The organism is Sodalis sp. RH16, from assembly GCF_047324245.1.
Classification (GTDB): Bacteria; Pseudomonadota; Gammaproteobacteria; order Enterobacterales; family Enterobacteriaceae; genus Acerihabitans; species Acerihabitans ligni.
Genome location: NZ_CP178737.1, coordinates 2,790,587 through 2,803,162, shown reverse-complemented (window position 1 = coordinate 2,803,162; position 12,576 = coordinate 2,790,587). Strand labels below are relative to the sequence as shown.

The 12,576-nt window shown below is 54.6% G+C and carries 13 protein-coding genes; 5 read left to right on the top strand and 8 right to left on the bottom strand.

All coding sequences use genetic code 11. The annotated features are described in order from the left end of the window. The first annotated feature begins 101 nt into the window (after positions 1-101). Entirely contained in the window at positions 102-494 is a 393-nt protein-coding gene (locus ACL2XJ_RS12900) for a DUF3461 family protein (RefSeq protein WP_132923236.1), read from the top strand. A 53-nt stretch (positions 495-547) separates the two neighbouring features. Here the strand turns inward: ACL2XJ_RS12900 and ACL2XJ_RS12895 are convergent, their stop codons facing one another. From ACL2XJ_RS12895 to syd, 5 genes are all read right to left on the bottom strand, one after another. Beyond that, entirely contained in the window at positions 548-1,000 is a 453-nt protein-coding gene (locus ACL2XJ_RS12895) for a flavodoxin (RefSeq protein ID WP_203523149.1), read from the bottom strand. A gap of 27 nt (positions 1,001-1,027) precedes the next feature. Further along, positions 1,028-1,810 carry a tRNA pseudouridine(65) synthase TruC gene (truC, locus tag ACL2XJ_RS12890; RefSeq protein WP_132923237.1) on the bottom strand — a complete coding sequence of 261 codons (783 nt, stop codon included), beginning with the start codon at positions 1,808-1,810 and terminating at the stop codon, positions 1,028-1,030. Continuing rightward, positions 1,803-2,147: a YqcC family protein gene (locus ACL2XJ_RS12885; protein ID WP_132923238.1), complete on the bottom strand. Its 345-nt coding sequence runs from the start codon at positions 2,145-2,147 to the stop codon at positions 1,803-1,805. Before ACL2XJ_RS12885 ends, truC begins: the two co-directional genes overlap by 8 nt. A gap of 166 nt (positions 2,148-2,313) precedes the next feature. Continuing rightward, complete coding sequence (locus ACL2XJ_RS12880) at positions 2,314-3,105, bottom strand: YdcF family protein (protein ID WP_413726690.1); 792 nt, start codon at positions 3,103-3,105, stop codon at positions 2,314-2,316. Between the two features lie 659 nt (positions 3,106-3,764). Further along, positions 3,765-4,313, bottom strand: coding sequence for a SecY-interacting protein (syd, locus tag ACL2XJ_RS12875; RefSeq protein ID WP_413726689.1), 549 nt, complete (start codon positions 4,311-4,313; stop codon positions 3,765-3,767). Between the two features lie 92 nt (positions 4,314-4,405). On the opposite strand from syd, the gene queF reads away from it, so the two are divergent. The 4 genes from queF to ACL2XJ_RS12855 all read left to right on the top strand — a co-directional run bounded on the left by queF (position 4,406) and on the right by ACL2XJ_RS12855 (position 9,665). Beyond that, complete coding sequence (gene queF / locus ACL2XJ_RS12870) at positions 4,406-5,254, top strand: NADPH-dependent 7-cyano-7-deazaguanine reductase QueF (RefSeq protein WP_132927867.1); 849 nt, start codon at positions 4,406-4,408, stop codon at positions 5,252-5,254. Positions 5,255-5,316: 62 nt separating this feature from the next. Next, complete coding sequence (gene ppnN / locus ACL2XJ_RS12865) at positions 5,317-6,681, top strand: nucleotide 5'-monophosphate nucleosidase PpnN (protein WP_132923241.1); 1,365 nt, start codon at positions 5,317-5,319, stop codon at positions 6,679-6,681. An 85-nt stretch (positions 6,682-6,766) separates the two neighbouring features. Further along, positions 6,767-7,522 (top strand): flap endonuclease Xni, encoded by a 756-nt coding sequence (gene xni / locus ACL2XJ_RS12860; RefSeq protein ID WP_413726688.1) that lies wholly within the window; start codon positions 6,767-6,769, stop codon positions 7,520-7,522. A 292-nt stretch (positions 7,523-7,814) separates the two neighbouring features. Then, positions 7,815-9,665 carry a glycoside hydrolase family 3 N-terminal domain-containing protein gene (locus tag ACL2XJ_RS12855; RefSeq protein ID WP_413726687.1) on the top strand — a complete coding sequence of 617 codons (1,851 nt, stop codon included), beginning with the start codon at positions 7,815-7,817 and terminating at the stop codon, positions 9,663-9,665. A gap of 135 nt (positions 9,666-9,800) precedes the next feature. Here ACL2XJ_RS12855 and rlmM read toward each other — a convergent pair whose 3' ends face one another. The 3 genes from rlmM to ACL2XJ_RS12840 form a co-directional block, all read right to left on the bottom strand. Next, complete coding sequence (gene rlmM / locus ACL2XJ_RS12850) at positions 9,801-10,901, bottom strand: 23S rRNA (cytidine(2498)-2'-O)-methyltransferase RlmM (protein ID WP_413726686.1); 1,101 nt, start codon at positions 10,899-10,901, stop codon at positions 9,801-9,803. Next, positions 10,894-11,289, bottom strand: coding sequence for a DUF423 domain-containing protein (locus tag ACL2XJ_RS12845; protein ID WP_132923245.1), 396 nt, complete (start codon positions 11,287-11,289; stop codon positions 10,894-10,896). The genes rlmM and ACL2XJ_RS12845 overlap by 8 nt, the downstream gene beginning before the upstream one ends. 99 nt (positions 11,290-11,388) lie before the next feature. Further along, positions 11,389-12,327 (bottom strand): transcriptional regulator GcvA, encoded by a 939-nt coding sequence (locus tag ACL2XJ_RS12840; protein ID WP_132923246.1) that lies wholly within the window; start codon positions 12,325-12,327, stop codon positions 11,389-11,391. Positions 12,328-12,576: the final 249 nt, after the last annotated feature.

The window sequence follows — 12,576 nt, the reverse complement described above, 5'->3', positions numbered from 1 at the left end:
TGCCAACACACCTGCAACTTGAAGTATGACGGGTATAAAGGGTATATGGCGCCCCCGGGCGTTATACTCATCACAGGATATTACACACCAGAGGTAGTGCTATGTACGATAACTTGAAAAGCCTTGGCGTAAATCATCCGGACGATATCGACCGTTACAGCCTGCGTCAGGAAGCCAATAACGACATTCTGAAAATTTATTTTCGCCGGGATAAAGGTGAATTCTTCGCTAAAAGCGTGAAGTTCAAATATCCGCGCCAGCGTAAGACCGTGGTTTCCGACAACGTCGCCGAAGGTTATCGCGAAATCAACGAAATCAGTCCCAACCTCCGTTATGTCATCGACGAACTGGATCAACTCTGCCTGCGGGATCAGACCGAAGTGGATTTGAAGCAAAAAATCCTCGACGATCTGCGCCACCTCGACAGCGTGGTCACCAACAAGATTGCCGAGATCGAAGCGGATCTGGAAAAACTGACCCGCGGCAAATCCTAAGGGCAAGATCCAGGCCGCCGCCCCGGCGGTCAGACAGTCCAGGGCCGGACGCTTCAGGCGCCGAGAAGCCCGCTCCATTTTTCCACCCAAGGGCCGGCCACGACTTCCGGCTCAGGGTTTTCCTGCGCGTCGATTTCCAGCAGTTCGCCGATCCTGACCGCCCCCTGCTCCTGGAGCAGCGCATCAAAGGTATGCCCCGCGCCGCAGAAATTTTCGTAGCTGCTGTCGCCAAGGGCAATCAAACCGTAACGCAATTCCGGCTGATAACCCACATGGTCTTTCACCGCCTGGAACAGCGGGGCAATACTGTCGGGAAAATCTCCCTGACCGGTGGTGGAGGTAATGATCAGCACAAAATGATGGCGATAAAACTGCCAGGATTCCAGCGTACCCTCTTCGAACAATTTCACCTCGTGGCCTTGTTCCACCAGAATGGTTTCCGCTTCTTCGGCCACCAGCAATGCATTACCGTACACCGTGCCGACAAAAATGCCCACTTGTGCCATTGGCATAACTCCCTTTCATTGATGCTTTCAGATAAATGTCGCCATATCCTGACCTGTGACCGCGGCAAACTCAACCCTTTCATAAGCAGGGAGAATGCCATTCCAGTGAAACCGCTCCACCAGGTTTTGCCAGGTCTGGTCCCATCTGGCGTCTATAACCAGCGGCAGTCCGGTCACCGGATGCGCCAACTCCAGCCGGCTGGCGTGCAGCATCAGGCGAGAACAGTCGAACGTGCGGGCGAAACCGCGATTCTGCCGCAGATCGCCATGGGTCGAGTCGCCAATCAGCGGATGGTGCATATGGGAGAGATGGCGGCGCAGCTGGTGCTTTCGGCCGGTTTGCGGCGTAAGTTCCATCAGGCTGTATCGGGAGGTGGGATAGCGGCCGATAGCCACCGGCATCTCCACTTGGGCCAGTCCGCGATAATGGCTGACCGCCGGCTGCGGCGCTTTGTCCGGCTGGGCGAATTTATCGGCGATCTTATCCAGCTCCTGCGTCAGGGCATAATCGATGGTGCCGTCGCCTTCCATATAGCCCCGCACTACCGCATGGTAGGTTTTTTTCACCCGGTGCTGCTCGAACTGCCCGGACAGGGTGTGGGCTACCTCGGCGGACAACGCCAGCAGCAACACCCCCGAGGTGGGCCGGTCCAGTCGGTGCACGGTAAACACATGCTGTCCCAGCATATCCCGTACCGTTTGCATGACCACAATCTTCTCCCGGCGATCCAGCCAGCTGCGATGCACCAGCCAGCCGGCCGGTTTGTTCACCGCCACCAAAAACTCATCCCGATAACATATTTCAATCATGCTGGATTATCCGCGCGCCGGAAGTGGGGCTCGAGTTGAGCAAATCGTCCAACCGGCGCAGCTGTACCAACAGCGGCGCGGCGTCAGGCAATGCTTCTTCAAAATACGGGGCAATGGAGAAACGGGCCGGCAGCGGTGCGCGCTTATCCAGTAACGCATGCATCCGGGGCAACAATATCCACTGCAGCCACTGCTCCGCCTGCATGGTATCGATACAAAAAGGCTCAACGCTTTCAAAAGCCGCCCGCGCCGGCGGCTGCGCCTGCCAAATCGCCAGGGTCCTCATCGTTTGTTCGATATCAAACAAATGCTGACGGATTTCAAGATGTAAGCTCATGGTGTGCTCCTGACCCAAAGGCCGCCGCCGGTGGTAAAACAGCATAAACCTGCTGGCGGTACGCCCTCGCGGTTGCAAAAACGGCGCAACTCTGCCGTAACGGCCCTTCGCAAAACGGCTGAGGATAGCATTGAACGCGTCCGGGCGCTAATGGCGGCTTTGGCGCTCAAATCAACCGGTCGCCGAATTCGGTTCTGAGCGCGGGCGCGAGACGGGCATACGCCGCTTCAACGTGCGGCGGAATATCCACATGGGCAATAAAGCCGGCCCCCGCCGGGCCGTAGCCGCCGGGGGCGTCGCGCAGGCGCGGGATCTCCCCCAGCAGCAGGGAAACGAATCGCGGCAGCGGCCAGGATTCAGCGCACTCCCGGTTGCCCCATGCCACTTGTCCCGCGTTCACTTCAAAGCGCGGTATCAGCGTCGGCCAGTTGATGAAACGCACATCCGGGCTATCCTGCCAGACCTTGCGGAAACTGGCATCGGTTCGCCGCTGCATCAGCGGATCCTGCGTGAGGATCACGGTATGAGGTTGTTCACCGGCCGCCGTCAATACCTGGCGGGCCCGCAGGGCATTGTCGCCGCAGTTGGCGGACTGGGTTTCCAGCAATATCCGGTCATCGGCCAAACCGAAAAAACGCCGGCCGATATCCCGCAATATCTCCGCTTCGCTGCGCCCGGCGGTGGCGATGTCATGATAAAGGGGATGCTGCCGCACCGCCCGGTATAACAGTTCGGTGGCATGCCCCACGCCGCCGGCGATAAGGATTTTCGGCGCGACGCCGGCGCAGGCCGCCTGGAACACGCGTTCGGCGGTAATAAGCACCGCATTGCCCAGCAACACCAGCAGATCGGCTTTGCCACGCCCGGCCAGCCGTTGCGGCGTGGCGTCAAGGGTCTGATCGCAAGACAAAAAGGATGCCAGCAGATTGACATCCGCTGCCTGGGCGGCTGAAAACATAGCGAAGGTCCTTTATGAATTATAGTGGCCTATGATAAGCCATCATGAGGGATCTCTGCCATTGACGAGGAGAAAATCAGATAAAAGAAAAGGGGGTACTGTCGAAACAGTACCCCCGGTTCATTTATAGCATTCCCGCTATCGCTGTGCTCCCTGCGTTCATCCGTGAAAAGTTATAATCACTATAACCTTGAAACGCTCCGTATCGGCAATCCCATCCTTGAAACCGGCTACGTCGTCCGACGTATGTCCTTTTGGCCTTCCTGCCCGCGGAATCTTCCTGATCCACTCACATTCTCCATCCTGGAGGTGTCCCGATCATCGTCCTGAAACATCCGGGCGCGGTCCTGCGGCCCTCCCTATAGCGGTTCGTCCTGAACCCATCCTTGTCAGCCAGCGGCTAAAAGCGGAAAACGAACGTGATAGCCGCATCGTCAAATTGATTGATAAGATCGCTTAATCGAAGGCAATATACAAGACGGTTATGCATAGCCGAAGATATTGTTCCAAGTTGCACAGTTAATGTTGCTAATTAATTCATTGATTAAATTAGAATAATTAGCGTTAACCTTTAGGGTGTAAATATATATTGCCGGCAATGTCTCACAGTATTTGTAGGAGATCTCTTACATTCTATTCAACAAACACGACAGATACATTCATGCTACTTTAGGTTCCAGCAGGGATAGGAAATCCTGCAGATTATCAGCCAGCACCGTGCGATTTTTGCGCCCGAGCTCTTCAAGGAGGATTTGCCCGCTGAGATTGCAAATTGAGATAAGCGTCAGTTCGGAATCCGTAGTGGCGATAAACAGCGTCGGCGGCAGTTTCAGCCTCTTTTGCATCAGCAGATGGCCGATAAGATTTTCCTGGATGCGGATACCATCGGCCTCGCTCCAAACCTGCAGCAATTCCAGCGGGCGCGCGAGATAGCTTGCCGCCATATCTCCCGCCAGCTGGCTGCAATAAAATGCTTCCGCCGCCGGCTGCAACCGCAGCTCCAACGCCCGTTCCACCCCCGCCAGGGTCAGGCTTTCAGGCGGCGGGCAAGGCTGCCAGTAGACCTGATCCCCATTCTCGCCGATCACGCAAGGGGACGGCACGCCGAACAGCGCGCGGCTTGCCGGAGCGCCGCCGGTAGCGGTACGCCAGTGCTGCTGGTAGCGGCGGGTGAATGCCTGCAATGCCTGTGACACTTGGTAATCCATAATCTCTCTCATCTTGCGGCGCTCTACGTTACACTAGACCTTGTGTAATAAGAAGGATTCAGGGTAACCATTTATTTATGTCCGCTTATAATATGTCCGATTATGAAAATCAACCGGCGTTAGGATCGCTGACACTGGGCAAACCCACCCCCTATAGCGATCGATACGATGCCGCCTTGCTGCAAGGAGTACCGCGCGCGCTCAACCGGGAACCGTTGGGTCTGGCGCCGCATACGCTGGGATTCCACGGTGCCGATATCTGGACGCTGTACGAACTGTCCTGGCTCAACGACAAGGGCGTGCCGCAGGTGGCCATCGGCGAAATGCGCCTTGACGCCGCCAGTCGCAACCTTATCGAATCCAAAAGCTTCAAGCTTTATCTTAACAGCTTTAACCAGACGCGATTCGCCCACTGGGACCAGGTACGGGATGTTTTGATCCGCGACCTCGCCCGCTGCGCCGCAGGTGACGTGAATGTGGATTTGTTCCGCCTCGGCGATATAGCCGGCCGTTGCATCGCCGACTTTGCCGGCGAGTGCATTGATGAGCAGGATATCCTCATTGATGATTATACCTTCAGCAATGAATGGCTTCGGCACGCCGCGGACGATAACGCGCAGGTCAGCGAGACCCTGGTCAGCCACCTCCTGAAATCCAATTGCCTGATCACCCACCAGCCGGATTGGGGATCGGTGCAAATCACCTATCGCGGCCCGCGCATCAATCGGGAAGCCTTATTGCGCTATCTGGTCTCTTTCCGCCATCATAATGAATTCCATGAACAGTGCGTGGAACGGATTTTTACCGACCTGATGCATTTTTGTCATCCCGAGCAGCTGTCGGTTTATGCCCGCTACACCCGTCGCGGCGGGCTGGATATCAACCCGTGGCGGAGCAATACGCCATTCATACCCTCAGCCGGCCGGCTGGCGCGGCAATAATGCTACAACAAGACGCGTTTGAAAAAAAAATTTTGTGCGAAACCGCGCACCAAGGAGTTATTTTGATTACCCATATCAGCCCCCTAGGCTCCATGGATTTACTGTCACAACTCGAAGTGGATATGCTCAAACGTACCGCCAGCAGCGATCTCTATCGTCTGTTTCGCAACTGTTCGCTGGCGGTATTGAATTCAGGCGCCCAAACCGACAGCAGCAAAGAACTGCTGGCCCGTTTCCAGGATTTCGATATTAATGTGCTGCGCCGCGAGCGCGGCGTGAAGCTTGAGCTGGTGAACCCGCCCGAAGAGGCTTTTGTCGACGGCAGTCTTATCCGCTCCATCCAGGCGAATCTGTTTGCCGTGCTGCGGGATATTCTGTTCGTCAACGGCCAGATTGCCTCAGCCGGCCACCATCAGAGCCTTAACCTGAATAACTCGGTGCATATCACCAACTTGATATTCTCCATTATGCGCAACGCCCGCGGCCTGCACGTGGGCGAAGCGCCGAATATGATTGTCTGCTGGGGCGGCCATTCCATCAGCGAAACCGAATATCTCTATGCCCGCAAAGTAGGCAGCCAGCTGGGTCTGCGTGAACTCAATATCTGCACCGGCTGCGGACCGGGCGCCATGGAGGCGCCGATGAAAGGCGCAGCGGTGGGCCACGCCCAGCAGCGCTACAAGGAAGGACGCTTTATCGGCATGACCGAACCGTCTATTATCGCCGCCGAACCGCCCAATCCGCTGGTGAATGAGCTGATTATCATGCCGGATATTGAAAAACGGCTGGAAGCGTTTGTCCGTATCGGCCACGGCATCATTATTTTCCCGGGCGGGGTGGGCACCGCGGAAGAGCTGCTGTACCTGCTGGGGATCATGATGAATCCGGCCAATAAAGAACAGGTGCTGCCCCTAATTCTTACCGGTCCGGGCATCAGCGCCGATTACTTCCGGGTGCTGGATGAATTTGTCGTCAGTACCCTGGGCGAGCAGGCCCGCAAATATTACACCATCATCATTGACGATGCGGCGGAAGTGGCCCGCCAAATGAAAAAAGCCATGCCCAGGGTCAAGGAAAACCGGCGCAGCAGCGGCGATGCCTATAGCTTCAATTGGTCGCTGAAGGTGGCGCAGGATCTTCAGCACCCGTTCGATCCCACCCATGAAAACATGGCCAACCTGAATCTGCATCGCGACCAGCCGGCCGAACAGCTGGCGGCGGCGCTGCGGCGGGCGTTTTCCGGCATTGTTGCCGGCAACGTAAAGGAAAACGGCATCCAGTCCATAGAGCAGCACGGCCCCTACAAGCTGCGCGGCGATCCGGACATTATGAAACGCATGGATTTCCTATTACAGGGTTTTGTCGCGCAGCACCGCATGAAATTACCGGGCAGCGCCTATATCCCTTGCTACGAAATCTGTATTTAACGCCGGGCCCGACTTGACGACAGGACAAAGCCAATCCCGGCGTCCTGTCCCGCTTCCCAATGGATGATGATAAGGACGACACGCCATGACGGTTCATTTATTGATTGTGGATGCGTTGAACCTGATTCGCCGCATGCATGCCACCCAGGGTTCTTCCTGTCCATCAGCGTGCGCCCATGCGCTAAAGCAGCTGATTTTTCATAGTGAACCGACCCACGCGGTGGCGGTATTTGACGATGAACAACGCGACGAAAGCTGGCGTCATCAACTCTTACCGGCCTATAAAGGCGGACGCGCGCCGATGCCCGACGAGCTGCGCGCACTGTTGCCGGACATCAGGCGGCTGTTCAGCCAAACCGGCGTGGCATCGTGGCAGCTAAAAGGATACGAAGCGGACGATATCGCCGCGACGCTGGCCTTCAAAGTCGCCGCCGCCGGACATCGCGTGACGCTGATTTCAACCGATAAGGGATATTGCCAGCTATTATCGCCGGCAATCCACATCAGGGACTATTTTCAAAAACGCTGGCTGGATCTGCCCTTTATTACCGAGACCTTCGGCGTGCAGCCGCAACAATTGCCCGATTACTGGGGATTGGTCGGCATCAGCGGCAGTAAGATTCCCGGGGTCGCCGGTATCGGCGCCAAAACCGCCGCGCAGTTAATCAGCCAGGCCGGCAGCCTGGAAACGCTTTATGGGCGATTGGCCGATATCTCGCCTAAATGGCGGAATAAACTGGAACCGCAGCGGGAAATGGCTTTTATATGCCGCCGGGTTGCGACGCTGGATACCGGCGTAACCCTGGAAGGGAACCTGCAGCAGCTGCGTTTACCCCGCTAATCCCCCCGCCGGTGGCCGGCGGCCACCGTTGGCACAAAAAAATGCTTTGATATTTTCATATAGAAAATATGCGAAGCCTCCTGAGTTGATATTTCATCTGCGTTTCCCTCCTGTTCAAGTTTCTCCGGTAAGATAATCTCTTTATTTCAAAAGAACTATATTCTTACATTGGTGCTTATCTGAGTGATTTATTTACCCTGCTGTTCCATCTTAATAACGTGAGTCATATATGATATCAGAATCACGCTCCGCCTGTGCCAATTCCATGCCCTCCCCTTCACGCCCCATTGATTTGCACCGTAACGCGTCAAATCATCTGTCTATTGGAAAAAATCTGACAGCGGCAAGTCAAAGCGATGAAATAGTAGCAAAAATGACTTTAAAAGAAAAAATAGGTCAGAAAATCATGCTGGACTTCCGTTATTGGCGAGAAGATGCCAAAACAAACGATAAGAAGGATATGGTGCAGCTCACGGCAACAATCACAAAAATCATCAGGAACAATTTTATTGGTGGAATTATCCTGTTTGCCAATAATTTAAAGGATAAAGAACAAATACAAAAACTCACTGACGATCTGCGGGGAGTCATGCCGGCGGACGGCATCCCGTTATTTATTGCCACTGATAACGAGGGGGGCAGCGTCTTTCGGCTGCCCCGCGGCGAGTTCTCTGCTTTCCCGGGCAATATGGCGCTGGGCGCCGCCGTTGCCGGTACGGGGGATAACAAATTGGCTTATAGACAGGGATGCGTTATAGCCCGGGATTTGTCATCTCTCGGCATTAATACCATTTTCGCGCCGGTGATGGATGTCAACAGCAACCCAAATAATCCGGTGATTAATGTTCGTTCATTCGGCGACGACCCGGCCAGCGTAGGGCGATTGGCACGGGAAATGATAGCCGGCATCGGCAGCAAAAGCGTAGTGAGCGTCGCCAAGCATTTTCCCGGCCATGGGGACACGGTGACCGATTCCCATTTTGGCTTGCCGATGGTGAACAAAAACCGCCAAGACGCCAATGAGATCGATCTGGCGCCCTATCGCGACGCGATAGCCTCCGATGAAGCGCCGGATATGATTATGACCGCCCATATCCGATATCCGGCTCTTGACGACACGACGCTGAAGAATAAGGCAGGAAAAGAGATTGTCCGGCCGGCAACCTTGTCCGGAAAAATACAGACCGATATATTGCGCGGCGAACTGGGATTCAAAGGGGTCACTATTACCGATGCGCTGGACATGAAAGCCATCAGCGATAATTTTGATATACATACCGTCATGCAAGAAGTCTTCAAGGCCGGCGTTGATATAGCCCTTATGCCCGTCCGCATCTACTGCGCTGAAGACGAGTTTAAATTAAAGACATTGATAGAATATCTAGCCAAAAATATTACTGACAAAGTCCTTGATGAAAAGGTCATTTCGGCCTCCGTCAGCCGGATTATTGATTTAAAACTGGACAAAAATATTATAACGCCGGTTGAAAAATGTTTTTTCCATGATGAAGCGAAGAGCAGAAAATTGGAAAGGGAGATTACCGACAATTCAATTACTTTATTAAAAAATGCCAAACAACTTATTCCTTTGAAAAATGAGATTCAATCCATCTTTATTTTGATGCCACGGACCGAACAGGGGGCGGCTATTGAATATACTCTGCGTGAAAATGGCTACCATTCGGTACTGAGTGGAGATTTAACTGAAATGACCTGGCTGCGGAATTTGAGCATAAGGAAATACGATATTTTGATTATCGGCGGTATGTCGGACTCTGTCAGCGAGGGAGAAAACGTCCCTGGATTACCGCAGCCAACCCATCCGGGCACTACTGCAAAAAATAAAATTCAAGACGCCATCATCACCGCCAAAGCAGCCGGTAAAAAAGTGATATATCTCTCGTTAAAAACGCCCTATGACGTTGTTGATTATCACGACAAGGCAGATGCGGTATTGGTGACTTACTCTTTTTATGCTTCAAAAAAGGGAAGTTCACCAGACTCGTCTCTAAATGCAGCCGCCGAGATTATTATCGGCAAACTGCCGCCTCGGGGCAAACTGCCGGTCAATATCTATAATGCCAATAGCCGCAGGCATGTCGCGGAGCTGAAATACCCCCGCGGTTTCGGACTGACAAACTAGGCGCCGCAAGCAGCCATAGCGGGCATCGTGACGCGGTCAATATCATTCGCCTCGGTGGCCGCGGCGGTGTCCGTAAGCGGCGGGATGCCTGCGAGCGCAAGCCATTGCGGACCATTGAGCCGCCGGGTTCGCGGCTTATCGCTCGTCCCGGCGTCCGGGCACTGCGCTCCAGAAACGGCGGATATGCACCGTTACCTCTTCCCGATCGTGATAGAGCTGTTTGGCATGGATCTCTCCGTAAACGCTGTTTTCCTTCAGGCTGTTGCGCAGCAGGTCCAGGTTTTGGCAGACTTCCTCATAACGCTTTTTCATCGGCAGTTTGAGATTGATGATAGCCTCGCGACACCAGCCCTTAACCAGCCAGTCGGCGGCAAGCTGCGCCACACGCGCCGGTTGTTCCACCATATCGCACACCAGCCAGTAGACATTATTGCGCGGCGGCTCGAATTTAAACCCATCGGCTCGATGGTGGATGACCTGGCCGGTGTCCATCAGGCTGGCGGCCATGTCGCCGTTATCCACGGCATGCACCATCATGCTGCGTTTCACCAGTTGATAGGTCCAGCCGCCGGGGCTGGCGCCCAAATCCACCGCGTACATGCCGCTGCCCAGCCGCTCATCCCATTCATCGCTGGGGATAAAGACATGAAACGCCTCTTCCAGCTTCAGCGTGGACCGGCTGGGAGCCTCAGTGGGAAATTTGAGGCGGGGGATGCCCATATAAAAAGGCGAGTTGTTATTGCTGTAGGAATACCCCACATAACAACAGCCCGGCGCGATAAAAAATACATGGATAACCGGACGATTGGCTTTTTCCTGCGGGGTCAGCAGCTTCTGGGCCCGCAGCGCCCCGCGCAGGGGCACCGTAAATTTACGGCAGAACTTCATCAGCTCTTTGCTTTCATTGGTATCGGGCACTTCCACCCGCACGTCCCCCGCGCCGTTAACGGCGCCGGTCAGCATGCCGATGATGGGGGTTATGCGATCCTCCGGCGGTAAATCACGCAACAGCTCGCCGGTCAGCAGCATTTGCCTGGCGAATATCAGGTCGGCGAAGGGGATTTCCCGCAGCAAACGATCGGCTTCATCATGCTGATAACACTCGAATATGATATAACCGCTGTGCTCCTTCACCCGGACAAAGCCAAAAATCTCCAGTGCGGCGGCCTTGTCGGTTATTTCCGCCGCACACTCTTTTTCAAATCCGGGGCGGCAATATAAAATCACTTTATTCACGGCGTTCGGCCTTCTTTTTAAGACGCAACGCGCCTGACAACATTAAAATCCACCCGGCCAAAAAGCAGACCCCGCCCACCGGCGTGATATACACCCACATGCGCAGGTGCGACAAAGCCAGGCAATAAAGGCTGCCGCTAAACAGCACGATTCCGATAGCCAACATGACGCCGCTCCAATAAAACCACAGGCTGGCGTGGCGCTGCGTGGCGACGCTGAGCGCCATAATGGCCAGCGTATGGAACGCCTGGTATTGCAGGCCGGTTTTCAGCCAGGACATCTCCGTTTCACCCAGCGTCTGGCTCAACACATGGGCGCCGAAAGCGCCGAGCACGACATAGACCAGGCCGCTGACGGCGGCAAAAACCAACATGGCGCGACTTCGCATCTTACAATCCTAATGATTACGCTGTTATACCCTTCACCTTTCAAGCCGCAGGCGTTTTGGCTGCCCTCAGCTTGGAATCTTTTGGGTATATTATCAGTGTTATTGTGGTTCGACTGTCTGGCCGTTATTGTAACGGACCCGGAATTTTTCCTGCTCGCTGGCGGCACGCCCGACTATCCACTGACGAAAGGCGGCTATTTTACCTACTTCAGCCTGGCTGTCATGACAAACCAGATAAAAAGCGTTTTTACTTACCAGCACTTCGTTGAAGGGGCAGATAAGCCTGCCTGCTTCTATCTCGGTCTGCGCCATGACGTTATTTGCCAAGGCAACGCCCTGACCGTGGATCGCCGCCTGCAAGACCATGGCACTGTGGCTGAAAATCGGCCCCTGCTGAACGTTGATGTGCGTCAGCCCCAACTGGCGGGTATAAGCCTGCCAGTCCCGGCGCGAAGCATCGTGCAAGAGGGTGTGATGAATCAAATCCGCCGGGGAGGCCAGCGGATGCAGGCCGCTGAGCAGTGACGGCGAGCACACCGGTAAAAGATACTCGGCATAGAGTTTCTCCACCTTGAGCCCTGGCCAGTTACCCCGCCCGTAAAATATCGCCACATCCACGTCGTCCGCCAGCTTGTCTTCCTCGCGATCCACCGCCTGGATCAGCACGTCGATGCCCGGCCAGGCGGCATTAAAACTGGACAGCCGCGGCACCAGCCACTGAATAGCGAAGCTGGGTAATAGACTGACGGTGAGCGCGCCTTTCGCGCTGCGGGACTGCAGTTTACGGGTAGCGTCAGCCAAATCAGAAAAAATCTCTTTTATATCAAGGTAATAACTCTGACCTTCTTCCGTCAGCAGCAGCGAGCGGTTGCGCCGACGAAACAGCTTAAGCCCAAGGAAATCCTCCAGCGATTTGATTTGATGGCTGACCGCCGCCTGGGTTACGAACAGTTCTTCCGCCGCTTTGGTAAAGCTCAAATGGCGCGCTGCCGCATCGAAAGCCCGTAGGGCGTTGAGCGGCGGTAAGCGTTTAGACATGTTGGGACACTTTATCGGCGCTGGTGGATTGAAAATTAAACACAGATACCTGACCTATTAGTTTTTTTTATCCGAGGCATTATAAATTGTCCGTTGTGGATGCACCAGCAAATACCTATAGTTCCGCCACCGGTGAGCCGGAACGAAAAGGTATGCGGGTTCTTGAATGTTGGGGAGTCCGGATGGCTTTTGGCTTGCCGAGTGATGTTGTGTTTGCAGATTTGGCCTGGATTCAGGCCGCTTTAATTA